This window comes from Virgibacillus flavescens (genome assembly GCF_050574275.1).
GTDB classification, from domain to species: domain Bacteria; phylum Bacillota; class Bacilli; order Bacillales; family Amphibacillaceae; genus Virgibacillus_F; species Virgibacillus_F flavescens.
On sequence record NZ_CP192260.1, the window covers coordinates 2,495,949 to 2,517,911 of the forward strand.

A 21,963-nucleotide genomic window follows, 5' to 3' on the forward strand; every position below is an offset into this window, starting at 1 on the left:
GACAGGGCTGTGAAATGTACGATGAATTTGCCGTACATTCAACAGAACGGTCTATTTGCTAGTCGCTAGGAGCCGCAACTGGACAAGAAAAGTGAAGGCGACTGTTTAGTGACGTACAAATAGACAGGGCTGTGAAATGTACGATGAATTTTTCGTACATTCAACAGAACGGTCTATTTGCTAGTCGCTAGGAGCCGTAGCTGGACAAGAAAAGTGAAGGCGACTGTTTAGCGGTGAAATGCATAAGCAAGGGACCGAAGAGCACATGAACTTGCGGTCGTACTGTCCATTTCTTATGAATTTGCACAAAAAAATTACGAGAGAAAATTCCCTCGTAATTGGCTTAGCTTCTATCTTTTTCTTTCAGAAAATCCGGGTTTATATCGTCTAGTTCTTCGTCACTCACGTCAAGATTCCAATCATCGTCATCGTCTCGTTGGAAGCCACCAGGATTTACTTTTACGAAAACTTTTGTATCACCGATTACTTGAACCAAAAACTCTCGTTCAATTTCCACAACAATTTTGTTGCCTTGATTCGTTATTTTACATTCAAGACAGTTCGGTTGCTGTAGAACTTTTGCAACTACATCGTAATCGTCTGTTATACAATGATCATCCTTAACTGAAAGTTTAATATTGTCACAGTAACTAATTCTTTCTGTAACAACCTCCGTCTTAGTATTATCATTGTAGGAATACCAAATATTGATATCGTAGCTTCCATTTACTTCAACAACGTCTTTTGATTTTTTCTTGGCATTATACAGGTGATTAATTACCCAACACCCTAAAATACTGGATGGTTTATGGGATGGTGAAATTGAATGGGTTGCCTCAACAAACCTGCGCCCCTTACCACACACTGCTTTCGTAATGATTTCTCTATATTCTTGATCAAGAAAAGTCATAATTCCGTTTACCTCCTCTTTTTTCATAGTCATTTTATGCAAGACAAATACCTAAAGTGCATAACAAAACAATTAAAAAGAAAGAGGACAAAAAAATTCTCCTTGAAAAGGTTGATCAGAGTGGGTTATGCATAAAAAAATCCAGATAAGAAATATTGAAATTTCTTATCTGGACAATTTATTAGTGGCTGCAGGCTGAACCGTTACTTGATTTTGATCCAGTTTCTCCTGATAGTACATCGCCGCTTGTAGAACGAATAACATAATTGGTTACTTCACGGGCAATTGTGCCAGATACAAGTTGCAAAATATCGTTAACAACTATTTGTATCTCTTTAAATTCCTGAACGATAGGGATATCATCAATCTCAGCCTGAAAACGATCAATCTCTTCTTCCACTCGTTTCAGTGCTTCCTTTTTCTCGTATGCCTGCAGATTTACTGCTTGCTTTTGTAATGCTTTAATTTTAGTAATAAGCTTTTGCACTTTTTGGTTATCGTTAATTTTCGCTTCAACTTGCTTAAAACGGTCAATTTCATCTGTATTAGCTAGCATTTGTGCTAGGTTTCTTGCTTCGTCTAAAATTTGTTTGCGTGTATATTCAGCCATTCTAATTCACCTCAACTGTATTTTCTACCATGATACCATTTAACGACCATGTTTTTGCTTCAGTAACTTCTACTTCTACAATTTTTCCAATAGATGAATCTGGTCCCTTAAAGTTTACAAGCTTATTTTTTTCAGTATAGCCTGCTAACACATCAGGATCTTTTTTGCTTTCACCCTCAACAAGCACTTTAACAATTTTGTTTTCATATTTTTTCATTGACTCTGCAGATTGTTTATTTACCAAGTCATTTAGTCGATACAACCGCTGTTTCTTGACGTCCATCGGAACATTGTCCGTCTTTTTTGCAGCAGGAGTGCCATCTCTCGGTGAATAAATATACGTATACGCTGCCTCGAAACCAACTTCGGCCATTAATGTCATGGTTTCTTCAAATTGTTCCTCTGTTTCGTTTGGGAAGCCAACAATTATATCTGTAGTCAGCGTTGCATTCGGCATTGCTTTTCTAATTTTACTAACTAATTCTAAATATGCTTCTCGTGTATATTTTCGATTCATTAATTTTAAAACACCAGTGCTTCCTGACTGTACAGGTAAATGTATATGATCAAGTAGATTCCCGCCTTGTGCTAACACTTCAATTAGGTAATCATCAAAGTCTCTGGGATGCGAGGTAGTAAATCTTACTCTTGGAATGTCAACTTTATGAATATCATCCATTAATTCACCAAATCCATATGAAAGATCGTCAAAATCCTTACCGTATGCATTTACATTTTGACCCAGTAATGTAACTTCCTGATAACCCTGGGCAGCTAAGTGCCGGACTTCCTGAATAATATCTTCTGGTCGACGGCTACGCTCTTTCCCCCTAGTCATCGGTACGATACAATAGGTACAAAATTTATCGCAGCCATACATAATATTAACCCATGCTTTTATCTTTCCTTTACGGACTTTTGGAAGGTTTTCAATAATATCTCCTTCTTTGGACCATACTTCAATAACTTTTGCTTTACCAAAATGTGACTCTTTAATTAATTGAGGTAAGCGATGAATGTTATGGGTTCCAAAAATAAGATCTACTTGTGGGTGTTTTTTCAAAATACGATTAACAACCGACTCCTCCTGGGACATACAACCACATACCCCTAAAATTAAATCAGGTTTTTCCAATTTTAACGGTTTCAAATGGCCAATCTCACCAAATACTTTATTTTCGGCATTTTCACGGATTGCACACGTATTAAGCAGAATAATATCAGCGTCTTCGGTGTTGTTTGTAGACTCATAGCCCATCTCTGTTAAAATACCAGCCATAACCTCCGTGTCATGCTCATTCATTTGACAGCCATAAGTACGGATTAAGAATTTCTTACCCTCGCCAATATTTTCAATGTCTTCAGGAATTCCAAAGTCATAGTGGACGTTTACTTTATCACGGCCACGTTTTCGAGCTTTATTTAGATTAGGAGGTTCGTAAGTCGTTTCAAAGTACTTAGCAAAATCATCACTAGTCTTTTCCTTCAGAGGTTTGTCCTGACCGGATTTTCTGTCCGCGGCATCTTTTAGGTTTATTTGGGACATTTCTTTACGTTGCTGTTCATTCATTTATGTAACTCCTTTCTATATCTTATAACACACTTAGTTGCAAAGATTTTCATTAGTACAGTATAATACCAAAATACAAATTTAACAATAGATGGCAAGCTGACAGCAACTAAAATAACCAGGTTACCAGAAACTTTTGAGGTCGTTAAAAAAGTGGCATTAGCCTTCGTCTTTAATGGCAGATGCCAATTTTCTTGTTATACCGGTATTTGCTCTAATTTTTTTTACTATTTTACGCACAAAAAAGCATCATACATCTTAGTGTATAATGCCTTGAGTGATAACTTCATTTTGGTTATCGAGGTTCTACTATTAGCTTTATTGCTGTTCTTTCTTCATTATCAATCATAATATCCGTAAACGCTGGTATACAAATTAAATCTACACCACTAGGTGCTACGAATCCTCGAGCTATTGCTACGGCCTTCACAGCCTGGTTTAGCGCACCAGCACCAATTGCTTGCATCTCTGCTGTTCCACGTTCTCTTAGTACGTTCGCAAGTGCCCCCGCTACTGAATTTGGACTTGATTTTGCTGAAACTTTTAATACATCCATTACTAGTACCTCCTTATTTGCTAATGTAGTTCTATTGCTACTATATTCTTGGAGATGATAGCTTATTACCCTATTATGCATTAAAGATTCTAAACATTTAAATAGTCACCCGAAGAAGGGATGATCGTCGTTAATTAAAATCCGTTCAATCTTTGATGTCTTTCCACTTTTAACATCGACCGTCACTATTACTCCATTTATCTGTGTTCTTCCCTTTTTATCAGTTTCAAAACGTACAGGTAAATTGGTTTGAAATCGCTTTATAACTGCATCACGTTCCACTCCCAGAATTCCGTCATATGGACCTGTCATTCCAACATCCGTTATATACCCGGTACCTTGTGGTAAGATTCGTTCGTCAGCCGTTTGTGTATGTGTATGAGTACCCACCATTACACTTGCTCGACCATCAACATACCATCCCATTGCCTGTTTTTCACTAGTTGCTTCTGCATGGAAATCCAGAAAGATAATTGGTGTTCGCTTTTTAGCTTCATCGATTAATTCATCTACTTTACGAAACGGATCGTCAAGTGGAGGTAGAAATGTTCGTCCCTGCATATTAATAACCGCAATTTCGATTCCATTTATGTTAACAAATACGATTCCATTCCCAGGCGTACCCTCAGGGAAATTTGCAGGACGGACCATGTTCTTTGCACTATCAATGAATTCGAATATTTCTTTTTTATCCCATGTGTGGTTTCCCATCGTTACAACCTGTGCTCCAAATTCCAGAAATTCTTTATATATTTTTTCAGTGATACCTTTACCTGCTGCTGCATTTTCACCGTTTATAATTGTCATGCTTGGACGATATTTTTCTTTCAATTTAGGTAAATATTCTTTTACCATATTACGACCTGGCGATCCAACAACATCACCAATAAATAAAATTTTCATATTTAGTTACCTTCCCATCTTCTTTAGATAATGTAGCATATATATATCATGGCATTATGTTATATTTCATCTTCTATGTGAAACGTAATAGTAGTGTATCACAACGGACTTTTGTTGTTTAGAAAACTTAGTTTATCGCCAAGCTTTAATGGCGATCGCCTTAGTTGAACTTAAGCAGTAAGAAAGGATTTATACTTTCTTACCTGTCAAAAAAATAAAAGCGGCACTATGGCCGCTTTTATTTCGCATATTCAACTGTTCTAGTCTCGCGAATAACAGTTACTTTAATATGTCCAGGGTAATCGAGTTCATTTTCAATTCGTTTTCGAATATCTCTAGCAATTTTGTTTGATTCAAGATCACTAATCTCATCAGGTTTAACAATGATCCTAATTTCTCGTCCCGCTTGAATTGCAAATGATTTCTCAACACCTGTAAATGACTCTGAAATTTCTTCCAGTTTTTCTAATCGTTTAATGTAATTTTCCAGCGTCTCACTTCTTGCACCTGGGCGTGCAGCTGATAGTGCGTCTGCTGCTGCTACCAGAACAGAAATGATAGAAGTAGCTTCTTCGTCACCGTGATGGGAAGCTATAGCATTAATAACAACTTCATGTTCTTTGTATTTAATACCAAGTTCTTTTCCGATTTCAACATGACTTCCTTCAACTTCGTGGTCTATTGCTTTACCAATGTCATGAAGCAGTCCTGCTCTTCTTGCTAACTTTACATCTTCACCTAACTCTGCAGCGAGCAATCCAGAAAGATAAGCAACTTCAGTAGAATGTTTTAATACATTCTGACCATAACTAGTACGGTACTTTAAACGTCCGAGTATTTTCACAAGATCTGGATGCAGTCCGTGTACTCCGATTTCAAACGTAGTTTCTTCTCCAATTTCCCGTATATATTCGTCAACTTCACGACGTGCCTTATCAACCATTTCTTCAATTCGAGCAGGGTGAATTCGACCATCCTGTACAAGTTTTTCCAATGCCATACGAGCAGTTTCTCTTCTAATTGGATCAAAACCAGATAAAATTACTGCTTCTGGTGTATCATCAATAATTAAATCGATACCAGTTAAGGTTTCTAATGTACGTATATTACGTCCTTCACGTCCAATTATCCGCCCTTTCATTTCATCATTTGGAAGGTTAACCACAGATACAGTAGTTTCTGCAACATGATCAGCTGCACAACGCTGTAATGCTAATGAAAGAATGCTTTTTGCTTTTTTATCAGATTCTTCCTTCGCACGATTTTCAGCTTCTTTTATCATAATTGCTGTTTCGTGTGTAACTTCCTGTTCGATACGTTCTAAAATAATCTGTTTAGCCTGGTCTGTTGTATATCCTGAAATGCGTTCAAGCTCAGTTTGCTGCATTTGTATCATAGCTTCCACTTTGCTTTCCATTTCTTCAATTTGTTGTTGTTTTTCTGTTAGTGAATTTTCTTTTTTCTCTAACAAGAGCTCACGCTTATCAAGCGTATCACTTTTTCTGTCCAGATTTTCTTCTTTTTGCGTTAAACGAGATTCGTGTTTTTGTGACTCGTTTCGTCTTTCACGCAAATCTTGTTCGGTTTGTTGACGAAGTTTATGATTTTCATCTTTCGCCTCAAGAAGTGCTTCTTTTTTCGAAGCATCTGCATTTCGGTGTGCTTCATCGACTATTTGCTTTGCTAATTTCTCTGCACTGGAAATTTTAGCTTCAGCAATAGATTTACGAATCAGATATCCAACAACAATACCGACGAGTAGGCCAAGCAAAATGGAGATGACTAATGTAATAATGTCCACGGTTTCACCTCCCATTGCTATAAAGTTGTACAATTCATTATTGTCGGCATGTACCAAATTTAGCTTAAAAATATCAATATTTGTATAATACAATTTGATAATTATACATCTTAATTTTAATTGGCAAATTTATCATTGTCAAGGAATCGTAAGAATTAAAAAATATAGTTTTAATATGAGAACAAATCTTCGCTTGAAAAGCGCTTTAAAATACTTACTAAAACAAAAAGTAAACTCCTATTCTTTAAATTATAGAATAGGAATTTACTAGCTTAGACAAATGAACTATTTAAACATCTAAAGTTTCCTGATCCTCTTCGGCAGGTGCATCAGGTAAGGCGTCAAGATTATAGTGGCTACGAATTTTTTCTTTTATTTCTTTCATAACATTTTCATTTTCTTTTAAAAATTGTTTAGCATTTTCTCGTCCTTGACCAAGACGGTCTCCATTATAGGAATACCATGAACCGCTCTTTTGAACAATATCTAATTCTGAGCCGATATCGATAAGTTCTCCTTCTCGGGAAATTCCTAGACCGTACATGATATCCACTTCAGCCACTTTAAATGGAGGAGCAACTTTGTTTTTAACTACTTTAATTCGCGCTTTATTACCAAGGATATCATTACCTTGTTTCAATGTTTCTGCACGACGCACTTCTAGTCTGACAGAAGCATAAAATTTAAGCGCACGACCACCAGGGGTTGTTTCGGGATTTCCAAACATGACTCCAACTTTTTCTCGGATTTGATTTATAAATACTGCAGTGGTTCTAGATTTATTAATTGCACCTGAAAGTTTTCTTAATGCTTGAGACATGAGACGTGCTTGAAGTCCAACATGCGCATCTCCCATTTCTCCTTCAATTTCAGCCTTCGGTACTAATGCAGCCACCGAGTCAACAACAATAATGTCTACAGCTCCACTCCGCACAAGTGCTTCTGCAATTTCTAAAGCTTGTTCACCAGTATCTGGCTGGGAAAGTAACAATTCATCGATATTTACACCTAAAGCTCGGGCATAACTTGGATCTAGTGCGTGTTCGGCGTCGATAAACGCAACTTGGCCACCTTTAGCTTGCGCCTCTGCAATTGCATGTAACGCAACAGTGGTCTTACCTGATGATTCTGGACCATATATTTCCACAACTCGTCCTCGTGGGTAACCACCAATTCCTAAGGCTACATCTAGCGCTAAAGATCCACTTGGAATAGTCGCTATTCTTTGTTCAGCAGTCTCACCTAATTTCATGATTGAACCTTTACCAAATTGCTTCTCTATGTTTCGTAATGCCATATCTAACGCTTGTTTTTTATCGCTCAACGAGACAACCTCCTTTAACTATCTATTTCTATCATACACGGTTTTATGTTGTTTGCCAAGACTAAACCGAATAAATGTTCTCATTTTTTCGCGGATCTGATTTTAGTATAATTAAAATCTCAATACTCCATTTATAGTGAGAATGCTTTTTCCTACTATAAACAAATAGAAAAAAATTTATTTTAGCAGATTAAAAAGAAGTTCATAGCCTTTCAGTACTGCTTTTTTCCTTACTGTTTCTCTATTTCCTTGAAAGACAAATTTCTTTACAAATTTGTATCCAGAATCATCGTCGATTCCTATAAAAACAGTACCAGCAGGATGGCTTTCTAACTCTTCTGGTCCAGCAACACCAGTAAAACTGATGCCAATGGATGTATCTATTACAGAACGCACATTCATAGCTAGAGACGCTGCACATGCTGTACTTACTACCCCATCGTCCCGAATGATATGCTTAGGGACATGTAACACATTTTCTTTCACTTTGGTATGATAACAAACAACTCCACCTGTGCATACTTCTGAAGCACCTTCTACCCTTATTAACCGCTCAGTAAATGCTCCACCGGTTAAACTCTCTGCCGATGAAATTGTCTTATTCTGTTCCTTTAACATTTGGTAGACTTTAAGTTCAATTGTTTCATGATCAACTCCATAAAAGTGTGAACCAGCTTTTTGAATAATTTGTTGTTGTTTCTCGACTATTAAATCGTATGCCTGTCTTTTAGATTCAGCTTTAGCTGTAAGACGAACTGCAACACCTTCAGTCTGAGCAAGTGGTGCAATAGTAGGGTTTGTTTGAGTTGATATAAGATCACTTAGTACATATTCAAGCTGAGCCTCGCCAATTCCAATAAAGTGAAGCATACGTGATTCGATAACTGTGTTTTTATCTGACAATTGATTGATATAAGGCAGCACATCGTCTGAAAATAATTGCTCCATTTCTTTTGGAACTCCTGGTAAAAAAATCCATATTTTACCATTGTTTTCAACAATCATTCCTGGAGCCATACCAACTTTATTTTCCAATACTAACGAACCTTCAAATACTCGAGCCTGTTTTTTATTATTTGGTGTCATCGTAACTTGCTGTTTATCAAAGTAAGCTGCTATTTTATCCATGGAATGTTTATGCTCCACTATATTTAGTCCTGTTAATCGTTGAAACGCTTCTCTCGTTAAATCATCTTCAGTGGGTCCAAGACCGCCAGTTACAACGATGATATCTGAACGATTATCAGATTGTGAAAATTGATTATAAACACGAATTAAGTTATCTCCTACAACACTATGGAAGTTTACGTGGACACCATACATTGCCAGTTTTTGCGAAATCCATTGTGCGTTTGTATTAGCAATTTGACCGAGTAGCAATTCTGTGCCTACAGCAACGATTTCCGCATTTAATGTTTTCATTACTTTGAATCCCTCATCACATTCCAGTTTTTAGCAAAATAATCATAGCCGGAATATACTGTAATGATTAATGCAGCATACAATGAGATGATATCAAAACGAAACCCGATATACGAAAATGGATAATTATGAAGCAGTAGGGCTGAAATGGAAACGATTTGAATCCATGTCTTTAATTTTCCCATTTGGCTAGCTGCAAGAACTACTCCTTCGCCTGCAGCGACTAATCTTAATCCTGTTACTGCAAATTCTCTGCTTATAATTAAAATAACAATCCAAGCTGGCGCAAGTCCAAGCTCTACAAGCAAAATAAGAGCAGCTGAAACCAGCAGCTTATCAGCGAGCGGATCTAAAAATTTCCCTAAATTGGTTACAAGGTCGTATTTTCTTGCATAATACCCATCAACCCAATCGGTTGTTGAAGCAATAATAAATAATAGAGCAGCAACTAAATGAGATACAGGCAGTACCGCTTCACCAATATCTATCTTTCCCCAGTCAAACGGTATTGACAATAGTAAAATAAACACTGGAATTAATACTATTCGTGAGAGCGTAATTTTATTAGGTATATTCATCGTTATTCCTCCTGAAATTATTTAATACAAGGTATAAAACCCTTCCTCTTATTACAGGGAAGGGTTTTAAGACATTTTTTATTCTTTAGCAGGGTTAATGTTAACCCATATTTTTTGGTGCATTTGCTCTGTTGGGTCAATCGGATACTCAAGTTTAACCCCGTCGATTGTGATCTGTAAACCTGGTGCATATCCTACATTAAAGTAGATTCGTTCATCACCGGTAACGTCAATTTCCTTAGGTGAATTTTTTTCATTAATTTCTCCTGAAAAATAGTTCTCTTCGTCACCATTAAGAACGTCTAAATAAGATTTACCTTCTGATTCCAATAATACGGTTACCTCTTCACTGGCATTATTTAATTCAACAGTATGAGGAGCTCCACCTGTTCCGGTCTCGACCAATTCAAGCGTTGGTTCGACTTTCTCTGATTCAGGCTCCTCAGGAGGAGGGTCCGTAGTTCCCTCTTCTTTTGATGGCTCATCTTCTTTAGATGTCTCATCGGAAGCGTTCTTTTGATCAGAATTCTGTTCCTTATCAGGTGTTGAATCTTTGGAGTTATCAATAATAATTTCCGTATCATCCGTTTCATCAATCGGGTCTGAAGAATTATTTGATGATGAATTTGAGATAAAATACCAGGCAGCAAAGAATATACCAACCACTAGAAGTATTACCACGATAATAGGAAAAACTGAAAACGTCTTAGATCCTTTAGAAGAATTTGAATCTCTTCTTGAACGCTGAATACGTGTATACTGTTCGTTGTCTTCTTCCTCTGCAGGCATTTCTTCTTTGTATTCATTCAGTAATTCATTAGAATCTAATCCTACGGCTGCAGCGTATTCTTTAATAAACGCACGTGCATAAAATTTTCCTGGAAGCACATGAAAATTGCCCTCTTCAATTGCTGCGAGATAACGTTTCTGAATCTTCGTTGTATCCTGCACACTATCAAGGGATAAATTTTGTGCTACACGTGCTTCCTTTAATCTAGTTCCAATTTCCATAAGTAACACCATCCAATTTAAAAATCAAACATTGAAAAACCTTGTTCTTGAGAAGACTGTTCTTTTTCGATAGGTTCATATGTGATTTCTTCGTCTTCATTACTGCGCAATTCAATAATGTAATCAAAGTCATCCAACTCATACTCAGTGGATTCCACAAACTTATCCGGATGCTCCACCACCTTAATAGCTGGTAATGTCATAATTTCTCTAATTAATTGCCAATGCTTTTCATTAGCACGACGCGTTGAAACGATTCCATCAATTATATATATGTTGTCATTGTTGTACTCATCCCTAATTAATTGACTTCGAATTGTTTGTTTTAACAAGGTACTTGAGACAAAAAGCCAGCGTTTATTCGCACAAACACTCGCAGCTACAATCGATTCTGTTTTTCCAACTCGAGGCATACCACGTATTCCGATTAATTTATGACCCTCTTTTTTATATAGTTCTGCCATAAAATCAACTAAAATACCTAACTCATCGCGCACGAAACGAAATGTTTTTCTGTCATCTACATCACTTCGTATGTATCTACCGTGTCTAACAGCTAATTTATCCCGTAATTTCGGTTTTCGCAGTTTTGTTATTTTAATTGTATCCGTTGTAGCTAAGATTGATCTTAACCGCGTTATTTGATCATCCTTTTCAGATAACAAAAGCATGCCTCGTCGTGCGTTTTCTACTCCATTTATTGAAATAATATTAATGGAAAGCATTCCTAATAAAGAAGAGATATCACCTAATAAACCAGGACGGTTATATTGAATTTCGTATTCAAGGTACCATTCTGTTTTTTCCATAATACGCTCCTTCTTGTTACATGCTGTTTTTAATGTTACCTAATTCGACATGTAAATGCAATCTAATCTATACAATAATAATAAATGATTTTTAAGTTTGTGAAAAGAATAATATATTTTATAGTATATTATTCCTGTTATATTTTGATTACCTATATGACAATCAATAAGAAATGTATCCAGAATTAAATTTTCCGTTAAAAAAAGAAGCTGACAGACACTGTCAGCTTCTTTACATATATTTACTTAGTTTAGTGTGTTTCCTTGATTTTGAACTAGTTTTACCATAGTACTTGCGAGAGCTTGTCTTTCTTCTTTTGAAGCTGCATTCCACAACTCTCTCAGTACAGCCTCTTCGTTATTTTTAGCATCTACACCTTTAGCAAGATAGTCACCAACTTCATATGCTACGTTATTAACAGCTTGTTGACTCATACCTTCTGACTGAGCTTGCTGAAGTCGATTCGACAAAAATTCTTTCCATGTATCAAAATTATCTAAAACAGACATTAAACATCCTCCTTTTAACTTATTTACATAATTAGTATTTGAAGATTTATACACTTTATACATAAAAAGTTAAAAGAACTAAAATTACCATGCTCCGTTGATGTTAATAATTTCTCCTTGAATATAAGCTGAATTGTCATCCAGTAAAAACTTCACAGTATGTGCTACATCTTCAGGAGAACCGGCACGATTCATCGGAATTCGATCGATAATTTCCTGCTTTTCATTTTCTGATAAGTAATTGTTCATTTTCGTTTCAATATACCCTGGACTGATTGCATTTACAGAAATACCGCTTACTGCCACTTCTTTAGCTAATGCTTTTACAAAACTATTTTGTGCTCCTTTGACGGAGGAGTAAATTACTTCATTACTAGCACCAACATCTCCCCAGATGGATGTGATAAAAATAATTTTTCCATGTTTCTTTTGAATCATTGAGGGCAATAAGTTATTCACGATCATCCAGGGGGCTTTCACATGTAATGTCAGCATTTCATCCATATCAGTTTCAAGATGATCCTGAAACAATGAATGATTTGCAGCGCCACTTGCGACAATGATTACATCTACCGGAAACGCGAGCTGGTTTAGAAATGACTTGATTCCTTCACTTTGACTAAGGTCTGCTTTAATTTCAGTTAATATACCTTCGTTATACGTATCTCTGATATTTTTGAATGCATGGTTATTCTTATTATAGTGGAGCAGAAGATTATAATTATGACTTGCTAATTCTTTAGCAATAGCCAGTCCTATGTCACCGCTTGCCCCTACAATTAACACGTTTTTCCCCATTCTTCTCCCTACTCTGCTATTATTTTAAATGTGGTTAGTTGATCCTCACTAATCCAATCCTTTACGTATACTGACACTTCACTATGTGAAAGTGACTGTATACTCGGAATAATGGTAAGGAAGTCAACTCCTAAAGTATGGTAATGAATATATTTTTTAGCGATAAACTCAATCGAATTCATTGCATGTAGTACATGTCCAATTTGCTTTTTTTTCATACGTTCAAAGTCTTCGCTGCTTATCTTTTTTTCTTTAATACTTAACAGCATTTCTTTAACACGCTCACTAAACTTGTCGGGTTCAGACGTGTTACTTCCTATTATTGCATACCCAAATCCTTTTTCAATATTAGTCTCAAAATAAAAACTATTATCGATTACTCCTTCTTTATATAATTGCTGATAAAATGTTCCGCCTTCTGAGAAATAATAATCTAATACCATACTTTGCACTAAATCCTGAAATAAGTAAGAATCGGCATCTTTCCCTGCATGGTAGTCGGCATTACTCTTTATTCCTACTGAACATTTAGGTCGAGTAACAGGCATCGTTAACGTATATTCTTTTTTAAATACATTATTCGGCTCATGCGGTACAATTCTTTTAATTTGGGCTGGTGGTTCGAATTCTTTTGTTAACTGATTTTCCTTAATCAAATTCATAATCTTTTCTTTATCGAAGTTTCCAGCAATAAATAATGTCATATTATCCGGGTGATAGAATGTATTATAACACTCGTACAGGTCATCTTTCGTAATTTTTGCTATTGAATCAATAGTTCCAGCTATATCTGTTTTTGCAGGATGGTCATGAAACAAATTTTTTAATGTTCCCATAAACACCCGCCAATCTGGCTGGTCATCATACATCGTAATCTCTTGTCCGATAATACCTTTTTCTTTCTCAACAGAGGCATCTGAAAAATAGGGTTCCTGTACAAAATTAAGTAATGTTTCTACATTTTTTTCAATTTGATTAGTTGCCGTAAAAAGGTAAGCAGTTGTTGTAAAGGATGTAAAAGCATTAGCTGACGCACCTTGTTTACTAAAGTCAGCAAAAACATCATGATCCTCTTTTTCAAATAACTTGTGTTCCAGAAAATGGGCAACACCTTCCGGAACGGTTACTGCGTTTTCCTTGTTTCTTGGCACAAAAGATAAATCAACAGAGCCATAATTAGTAGAAAATATTGCATATGTTTTGGAGAGTTCTTTTTTTGGCAATAAAAATACCTGCAAACCATTCGATAACTTCTCTGAAATAAGCTCTTCATTTATATCTTTATAATGATGACTTTTCATTTTTATCACTCATCTCCTTTGTTAGTTAGCAAGTAAGTCGTATCTTCTTCAATCTGCTGGGCAACTTCTATAATATTTTTCTTTTCCACTTTTTTAATATTCTCTATAAACTCTATTGGTGATAATTTAAAATTGGCAACTACTTGCTGATACAGCAGCTCAATTACACCTAGAGGATGATCAAGCGTCTCTAGTAGCTTATTTATGATTTGCTCCTTTGTGGAATTGATTTCATCTTCAGTAAAATCTCCACTTTTCATCGCATTAATTTGCTCGTTTATTATACTCTTCGCCTGCTGAAAATCGGTAGGTGCAATTCCACTAAAAACCAGCATCAACCCTTTATGGCTCTCAATCCGTGAGGCAGCATAATATGCGAGACTACTTTTTTCTCGAACATTTATAAATAACTTGGAGTTTGGAAATCCACCAAACATTCCATTAAATACCTGTAGAGCGCCATATAATTCATCTCTATACGTACAGTTAGTCCGGTAGCCTATGTGAAGTTTTGCTTGTTGAACTAACTGCTTTTCAATTACCGTTTTGGGTTCACTGACTTTATTGATATCATCTGTTAGTTCAGTTTCTGTATGGAGCAGCTTTTCTTTCTTAATGATCGTCTTAATGGATTTCGTCATGTCATCTTCTTCAAAGTCTCCGAGAACATATAAATCCATACGGTCTTCTTTCAACAATGATTGGTAATACAAATATAATTTCTCACCATTAAGTTGAGGTAAGTCATCAATATAACCGTAAACGGACGTCTGATATAATTCATTTTCGCACATTTCTTCAATCAGCCGCATATTGGCGTAACTCATCTTATCATCCATAATTGAATTGATTTTTTGCTTTAATGTTTCTTTTTCCCGTTCAACTATTTCCGTATCAAAACTATTATCTGATACATTCGGTTTAGTGATGATTTCATTTAAGAGTTCGATAGTCTGATCAACAAGGCTTGACTCATTCTTAATGTACCGTTGATTCGGTACTTCCAGCCGAATAGTAATAATATGAAAGTTTCCTTTTTTTGTACCATCTATGGAAAAAGTGGCGCCATATAAGTCATCTAACTTTTGATGCAGACTGCCAAGGTTCGGATACAATTTCGTTCCTTGCTGCATTACATAAGGAAGCAGTGCTCGTTCAGTAATGGTATTTCGATGTAAAGGAGCTTTAAACTTTGCAACGAAACTTATCGTCTTAAATTTTTTACTTGGTACTAAATGGAGATTTATTCCATTTACCTCCATTACCTTTTCGTTAACCTGACTCATTGAATCATCTCCCTGTCTATTTATGTAAAAATCCACTATTTAGTAGTATAAACCATTTTTATGATTACTATTAAACCAATTATAACAATATGAAGATAAAAAAACTGACCTGCTGAGATATCAGTAAGGTCAGTTTCAGTACTTATCGGCTTCCTTTAATATATGGAATTCCATTAGCTTTTGGTGCTTCTGCTCGACCAATAAAGCCAGCTAAAGCCAAAATTGTAAGAACATATGGAGCGATTAAAAGAAATACTTGTGGAATACCGTCTAATATAGGTATTCCTGCACTAATTACACTTAAGCTTTGGGCAAATCCAAAAAACAACGCGGCCCCCATAGCTCCTAGTGGATGCCATTTCCCAAAAATAACAGCTGCTAGCGACATGAACCCTTGTCCTACTATCGTTGCATGTGAAAAGTTTAGTGCTATAGTTAATGCAAAAACGGAACCACCAATACCAGCTAATGCACCAGATAATAAAACTGCTACGTAACGCATTTTATACACACTTATACCGTTGGTGTCTGCAGCCATTGGGTGTTCTCCTACTGCACGTAATCTTAACCCAAACGACGTCTTGTATAACACGTACCAAGCAACAAAGGCAAGTCCAATAGCTAAATAATTTGTTAAATAGATGTTTTCAAAAAAGATGGGTCCTAAAGCTGGAATATCACTTAATATTGGTATATCTGTCGTATAAAACGGTCGACTTACCATATCAGTTTGACCTTTATCGTACCACTGTTTCGTAAGGAATACCCCAAGTCCAAGTGCCAGGAAGTTAATTGCAACTCCACTTACTACCTGGTCAGCTCTAAAAGTGATCGATGCAACCGCATGAATTAATGAAAAAATAGCCGAAACTACCATTGCTACCAGTACGGAAATCCACGGAGTCCAGAGTCCAAAAGTATCCGCAAATGTGAGATTGAATACAATTCCTACGAACGCACCCATTACCATTAAACCTTCAAGCCCGATGTTAACTACTCCGGACCGCTCACTGAACACACCACCGAGAGCTGTGAAAATAAGAGGTGCTGAAAAGAATAACGCAGGTGGAATAATGGATTGTAATAGATCTACAATGTTCATTTATTTCCCCTCCTTTTTAAAGCGAAGAATAGCCCATCTAATAATATAACTTGAAGCTACAAAAAATATAATAATTGCAATGATGATATCAACTAATTCCGAAGGCACGTTTGCCTCGAGCGGCATATTTAATGCTCCAACTTTTAATACACCAAATAATATAGCCGCTATTATAACACCAACTGCTGTGTTTGCGCCGAGTAATGCTACAGCTATTCCATCAAACCCTAAATTCGTAAAACCGGACTGTACTGACATATAACCAAAGGTACCTAGTCCTTCTGATGCTCCTGCAAGTCCTGCGAATGCACCTGAAATAACCATGGAAAGAATAATGTTTTTCTGTACGTTCATTCCTGCATATTTCGACGCATGATTATTAAAGCCGACTGAACGCAATTCATAGCCTATTGTAGTTTTCTCAATTATAAACCACATAATAACGGCAGCGAACAATGCTAATAAAATGCCGTAATGCATACGTGAATAAAAAGTCATCTGCTGCAACCATTCCGACGCCATTGAAGCACTTGCCGGTATTGTTTCAGTTGAATCTTTAGAGTCTGTAATTACATTTCTAACCACAGCGTTTGCAGTATATAAAGCAATGTAATTCATCATAATCGTGACAATAACTTCATGAACACCAAGCTTTGCTTTAAGTATACCGGGAACGAATCCCCAGAGACCACCAGCTACTGCAGCAGCAAGAATCGCTAAAGGCAAATGGATATAAATTGGTGCGTCTATCGAAAGGCCAACCCAAATGGCGGCTAGCCAACCAACGATTACCTGGCCCTCTGCACCGATATTAAATAGTCCTGTTCTAAATGCAAAAGCCACCGCAAGACCAGTCAGGATATAAGGTGTTATCTGTCTAATTGTTTCACCCATAAAGTACATATCGCCAAAAGCACCATTCCAAAGAGCTAAATATCCGTCAATTGGATTGTATCCAAAAATCAGCATTAAAATTGCTCCAGAAATTAATCCGAGAATTACAGAAATGACTGGAACCAATATATTAAACAATTTATTAGACATCAAGGTTATCACCTGCCTCTGATTTACTGCTACCTGCCATAAGCAGTCCCAATTCCTGTTCATTCGTTTCTTCCGGTTTAACAATCGCCACAACTTTTCCGTCGAACATAACAGCAATTCGATCACTGACATCAAGTACTTCATCAAGTTCAAAGGAAACGAGTAAGACTGCTTTTCCTTTATCCCGTTCTTCTACTAGTTTTTTATGAATAAACTCTATAGCACCAACATCAAGACCCCTTGTAGGCTGGGCTGCAATAAGCAGTGCGGGTGAACGATCAATTTCACGACTTATAATTGCTTTTTGCTGATTTCCACCAGATAGCGCCCTTGCGTGGGTATGAACACTCGGAGTTCTAACATCATACTCTTCAACTAATTGTTTAGCTTTTTCATAAATATCTTTAAAACTAAGAATCTTATTCTTTGAATACGGTTTCTGATAATAAGTTTGTAAAACAATATTTTCAGCAACCGGATAATCCAATACAAGACCGTATTTATGTCGATCCTGAGGTATGTGCCCAACACCACTTTCTGTTACTTTACGTGGTTTATAGTTGGTTATATTTTTCCCGTTTACTTTTATCGATCCGGATTGTGACTTTGTTAATCCAGTAATGGCTTCAATTAATTCAGTTTGGCCATTACCATCAACACCAGCAATACCCACAATTTCACCAGCTCGGACATCTAAATTTAAGTCTTTAACGAGATTTACGTTTCGTGAATCTTTTACATTTAGATTGCTTATTTCAAGTACTACCTCAGACGGTTGGGCTGGTTTTTTCTCAGTTGTAAAACTAACTTCTCTTCCAACCATTAATGAGGCGAGTTCATTAACGCTTGTATCGCTCACATTTATTGTATCGATACCTTTACCTTTACGTATAACGGTACACCTGTCACAAACCTGCATAATTTCCTTCAGTTTATGTGTGATAAGAATAATAGACTTTCCTTCATTTATTAAGGAATGCATAATGTCTATCAGTTCATTTATTTCCAATGGTGTTAGAACTGCTGTTGGTTCATCAAAAATCAAGACATCTGCACCACGGTAAAGTGTTTTTAAAATTTCAACCCTTTGCTGCATCCCAACAGATATGTCGCGGATTTTTGCAGTTGGATCCACCTTCAATCCGTAGCGGTCTGAGAGCGCTTGAACTTCTTTTTCTGCTTTTTTAATATCTATTCTTCCAGCTTTTGTTGGCTCGCTGCCCAAAATAATATTCTCCGTTACAGTATAGGTATCCACCAACATAAAATGCTGGTGTACCATTCCTATTCCAAGTCTGGTTGCAACGTTTGGATCTGTTATATTCACTTTTTCCCCATTGTACCGAATTTCACCTTTTTCCGGCTGATATAATCCAAACAAAACATTCATCAAGGTTGACTTTCCTGCACCGTTCTCGCCTAATAATGCATGAATTTCACCTTTCTTTACTTGGACTGTTATATCATCGTTAGCAACAATGCCAGGAAATTCTTTGCGTATGTTAAGCATTTCTACTACGTAATCCAATTTTTTCACTCCCCTTATTAAACATGAAACTGTCTTTATATTTATTGAAGATCACCAAATGAAAAGGGCCGGAATATTCTCCTCTTCATTTGAGGATTTTCAAATTGATTTTTTTGTTAAAAAGAATGAAAAGGCTGGAAGACCCAGCCTTAATCATTATTTATAGCGCGTCCACAAACGCCTCAGTTTCTTCACGTGTTTTTGGAACTTCTATTTCACCGCTGACGATTTTTTCTTTCCATTCTTCAATAGCGGAAACGATTTCGTCGGTAAGTGCCTCTTCGTTTGTTTTGGCAACAGAGACAGCATTGTCTTCTAAACCGTAAGCAAGAACTTCTCCACCTGGAAATTTGTCGTTCATCGCTTGGTTAGCTACGTCCTGTACAGCTATATCAACACGTTTAACCATGGAAGTTAGTGTTACGTTACTGTCACCAATTTGACCTTCATCGTATTGATCACGGTCAACACCAATTACCCAAATTTCTTTATCCGGGTTATTTTGTTTTATGTCTTTTGCTTGAGCAAATACACCATTACCAGTTGCACCAGAAGCATGATAGATAATGTCGATTCCGTCATTGTACATGCTTGAAGCAATTAATTTTCCATCATCAGGAGCGTCAAATGCACCAGCATACTGTACTTCAACTTCGATGTCAGGATTTACTGATTTTGCTCCAGCAATATATCCAGACTCGAATTTGTTTATTAACTCTGAATCAGTTCCACCTACGAAACCAATTTTATTCGTTTTCGTTTTCTTAGCAGCAGCAACGCCTACCAAGAATGATCCTTGATGTTCTTTAAATGTAATGCTTGCAACATTCGGCTGTTCTACCACTGCGTCAACAATTGCAAAGTTTATTTTAGGATACTGTTTAGCAGACTTGTTGATTGCATCTGTTAATTTATATCCGATACCATAGATTAAGTTATAATCTTCACGTACTAGACGAGTTATGTTAGGCATATAGTCAGCATCTTCATTTGACTGAATGTAGTCAAAGTTTGTACCTTCTTTAAATCCGTGTTCTTCTCCCCAAGCTTGTAAGCCTTCCCATGCTGATTGGTTAAATGATTTATCATCTACCCCACCAACGTCAGTAACCATACCTACTTTATAATCTCCTGATCCTTCTGATTTTGCACCTTCAGAATCTTTTTCAGAGTCTGAAGAATTATCATCAGATCCTCCACCACATGCAGCTAAAATCACTCCAAGAGTTAGTAACATTGCAAATAATAATAAAAATTTACGATTTTTCAATCTAAATACCCCCATTTTTAGTAGTTAATTATGACTATGAATAAAGAAATACGTTCCGTTGCGGAAAACCACCTCCTCAAATGCGTATGAAAACCCTTACATCCGCTTCCTCAGAACATGAAAGCTAAATACATCTGAACGAAAATAATTAGCTGAATACAGCACAGGTTCATCCTCTTCCGTATAATGCATTTGTTTTAAAAGTAATAATGATTGTTCAGGGTCACATTTTAGTATCTCGTAAATTCGGTCATGATATCCAATTGGTTCTATATGTGTAACCGCATACGCAATACGTTTATGTGAATGCTCTTCAATCAATTTAAAAATTGAATCGACTTCATGTACACTGTCCAGTGGTATTATACCCTCAGGAATTTTATCAATACAAAAAACAACAGGTTCATTATCGGCTGTTCGTACTCGTTCAATTTGTGCAAGTGTATGTATTTCTTGTGGAGAAAATCTTAATCGATCATCTTCCATCGGTTCCAGCAATTCAGTCGATAAATACTGTGATCCAGGATTTCGACCCGAATTAACAATCATAGATGTGACACTGTTCAATTGCTCAATACCAGAAGAAAAAATCGGCTTTGGATTTACAAATGTTCCGACCCCATGCTTGCGGGTAACTACATTTTCTTCTTCCAATATGCGTAAAGCTTCACGTAAAGTGGCACGCGAAACACCAAGTTGTTTGGACAATTGAAATTCTGAAGGGAGCTTTTCTTTTTCTTTATACTTTTCTTTTTGAATATCACGTTTTATTTCTTCAATTACTCGTAAGTATAAGTGACGTGAATCAGATTTAATCGACATATTGACCCCCTGTGATACGATCTTTACTTTATTAAAAGAGATCTGACATCTGACGTGTGACTCTTTTGTCCGAAATAAATATAACACTTTTCAAATAATAAATAAACATTATAGGTCAAATTTCTCAAAAAAATTTACTATTTTTCTTCATTTTCTATCAATTACTCAACTTTCGTGCATAAATAAGCATATTGAATTCAGCAATCTATCACACTTGAAATATTATAATCAATACGAATTACAACTAATTCATATTAGATGAAAACTGCGAAACAACTTACCACTTTGGGAATGCTGTGATTTGACAGCATCGAGATTTTCGCTGATGGCAGTCGCGCACCTTAGGGCGGCTGGTGAGCCTCCTCGTGCTTTGCACTCCGGGGTCTCACCTATGCCTTTCCTCCCGCAGGAGTCGACTGCCATCCGCTCCAATCTCTAGATTAGAGATTGATGTCACGGTTTTATAAGATCCACATTCGATAGCTATATCTCTTTCAGAATGCAATTGTTTACAGAAGAAACAAAGACGTAAACAGTTTTACCAGTACAGGTGAGCGAAGGGCGGTGTTTATGCGGGAACATCAGGAATCTAAATGCCCTGTAGATATTTTTATTTTGGCCACCGAAAAAGTGGTGGATTATAAATTTTAATTATTCCACCGTAACTAAGCATCTTCGAATATACGGTTGTAGATCCACCTATTTCATACCAAATCCAACCCTTTTTCAGTGGCCAAGCAAGCGTAGAGCACCGAATATAATTTGAAGTTAATTCGCAGTATAGAGATGTCTTTTTTGAATCTGCGGA

General features: G+C 36.5%; 20 protein-coding genes. All 20 read right to left on the bottom strand.

The window, feature by feature from the left end; all coding sequences use genetic code 11:
• Positions 1–343: 343 nt before the first annotated feature.
• Positions 344–910 (bottom strand): outer spore coat protein CotE, encoded by a 567-nt coding sequence (gene cotE, locus VBD025_RS12090; RefSeq protein ID WP_430791386.1) that lies wholly within the window; start codon positions 908–910, stop codon positions 344–346.
• A 181-nt stretch (positions 911–1,091) separates the two neighbouring features.
• Positions 1,092–1,520, bottom strand: a complete 429-nt coding sequence (locus tag VBD025_RS12095; protein WP_430785797.1) for a RicAFT regulatory complex protein RicA family protein — start codon at positions 1,518–1,520, stop codon at positions 1,092–1,094.
• A 1-nt stretch (position 1,521) separates the two neighbouring features.
• Positions 1,522–3,090: a tRNA (N6-isopentenyl adenosine(37)-C2)-methylthiotransferase MiaB gene (gene miaB, locus VBD025_RS12100; RefSeq protein WP_430785799.1), complete on the bottom strand. Its 1,569-nt coding sequence runs from the start codon at positions 3,088–3,090 to the stop codon at positions 1,522–1,524.
• Between the two features lie 295 nt (positions 3,091–3,385).
• Positions 3,386–3,646, bottom strand: a complete 261-nt coding sequence (locus VBD025_RS12105) for a stage V sporulation protein S (protein WP_430785801.1) — start codon at positions 3,644–3,646, stop codon at positions 3,386–3,388.
• A 105-nt stretch (positions 3,647–3,751) separates the two neighbouring features.
• Complete coding sequence (locus VBD025_RS12110) at positions 3,752–4,549, bottom strand: TIGR00282 family metallophosphoesterase (protein ID WP_430785803.1); 798 nt, start codon at positions 4,547–4,549, stop codon at positions 3,752–3,754.
• A 238-nt stretch (positions 4,550–4,787) separates the two neighbouring features.
• The gene (rny, locus tag VBD025_RS12115; RefSeq protein WP_430791388.1) at positions 4,788–6,365 is read right to left on the bottom strand and encodes a ribonuclease Y; all 1,578 of its coding nucleotides are present in this window, start codon (positions 6,363–6,365) and stop codon (positions 4,788–4,790) included.
• A 274-nt stretch (positions 6,366–6,639) separates the two neighbouring features.
• Entirely contained in the window at positions 6,640–7,674 is a 1,035-nt protein-coding gene (gene recA / locus VBD025_RS12120) for a recombinase RecA (protein ID WP_430785805.1), read from the bottom strand.
• 177 nt (positions 7,675–7,851) lie between these two features.
• Entirely contained in the window at positions 7,852–9,096 is a 1,245-nt protein-coding gene (locus VBD025_RS12125; protein ID WP_430785807.1) for a competence/damage-inducible protein A, read from the bottom strand.
• Entirely contained in the window at positions 9,096–9,674 is a 579-nt protein-coding gene (gene pgsA, locus VBD025_RS12130) for a CDP-diacylglycerol--glycerol-3-phosphate 3-phosphatidyltransferase (RefSeq protein WP_430785809.1), read from the bottom strand. Before pgsA ends, VBD025_RS12125 begins: the two co-directional genes overlap by 1 nt.
• Positions 9,675–9,752: 78 nt before the next feature.
• On the bottom strand, positions 9,753–10,697 hold the full coding sequence (locus VBD025_RS12135) for a helix-turn-helix domain-containing protein (RefSeq protein WP_430785811.1): 945 nt from the start codon (positions 10,695–10,697) through the stop codon (positions 9,753–9,755).
• A gap of 5 nt (positions 10,698–10,702) precedes the next feature.
• Positions 10,703–11,494: a DUF3388 domain-containing protein gene (locus VBD025_RS12140; protein WP_430785813.1), complete on the bottom strand. Its 792-nt coding sequence runs from the start codon at positions 11,492–11,494 to the stop codon at positions 10,703–10,705.
• A gap of 246 nt (positions 11,495–11,740) precedes the next feature.
• A complete protein-coding gene (locus tag VBD025_RS12145) occupies positions 11,741–12,004 on the bottom strand; it encodes a DUF3243 domain-containing protein (RefSeq protein ID WP_430785815.1) in 264 nt (87 codons plus the stop codon).
• A gap of 84 nt (positions 12,005–12,088) precedes the next feature.
• Positions 12,089–12,802, bottom strand: coding sequence for an elongation factor P 5-aminopentanone reductase (gene ymfI / locus VBD025_RS12150; RefSeq protein ID WP_430785817.1), 714 nt, complete (start codon positions 12,800–12,802; stop codon positions 12,089–12,091).
• 8 nt (positions 12,803–12,810) lie between these two features.
• Positions 12,811–14,103, bottom strand: coding sequence for an EF-P 5-aminopentanol modification-associated protein YfmH (gene yfmH, locus VBD025_RS12155; protein WP_430785819.1), 1,293 nt, complete (start codon positions 14,101–14,103; stop codon positions 12,811–12,813).
• 5 nt (positions 14,104–14,108) lie between these two features.
• On the bottom strand, positions 14,109–15,389 hold the full coding sequence (gene yfmF, locus VBD025_RS12160; RefSeq protein ID WP_430785821.1) for an EF-P 5-aminopentanol modification-associated protein YfmF: 1,281 nt from the start codon (positions 15,387–15,389) through the stop codon (positions 14,109–14,111).
• A gap of 142 nt (positions 15,390–15,531) precedes the next feature.
• Complete coding sequence (locus VBD025_RS12165) at positions 15,532–16,491, bottom strand: ABC transporter permease (RefSeq protein ID WP_430785823.1); 960 nt, start codon at positions 16,489–16,491, stop codon at positions 15,532–15,534.
• A complete protein-coding gene (locus tag VBD025_RS12170; protein ID WP_430785825.1) occupies positions 16,492–17,535 on the bottom strand; it encodes an ABC transporter permease in 1,044 nt (347 codons plus the stop codon).
• Positions 17,528–19,063: an ABC transporter ATP-binding protein gene (locus VBD025_RS12175; protein ID WP_430785827.1), complete on the bottom strand. Its 1,536-nt coding sequence runs from the start codon at positions 19,061–19,063 to the stop codon at positions 17,528–17,530. Before VBD025_RS12175 ends, VBD025_RS12170 begins: the two co-directional genes overlap by 8 nt.
• A 160-nt stretch (positions 19,064–19,223) precedes the next feature.
• The gene (locus VBD025_RS12180) at positions 19,224–20,333 is read right to left on the bottom strand and encodes a BMP family lipoprotein (protein WP_430785829.1); all 1,110 of its coding nucleotides are present in this window, start codon (positions 20,331–20,333) and stop codon (positions 19,224–19,226) included.
• 96 nt (positions 20,334–20,429) lie between these two features.
• Positions 20,430–21,155, bottom strand: coding sequence for a GntR family transcriptional regulator (locus tag VBD025_RS12185; protein WP_430785831.1), 726 nt, complete (start codon positions 21,153–21,155; stop codon positions 20,430–20,432).
• Between the last annotated feature and the right edge of the window lie 808 nt (positions 21,156–21,963).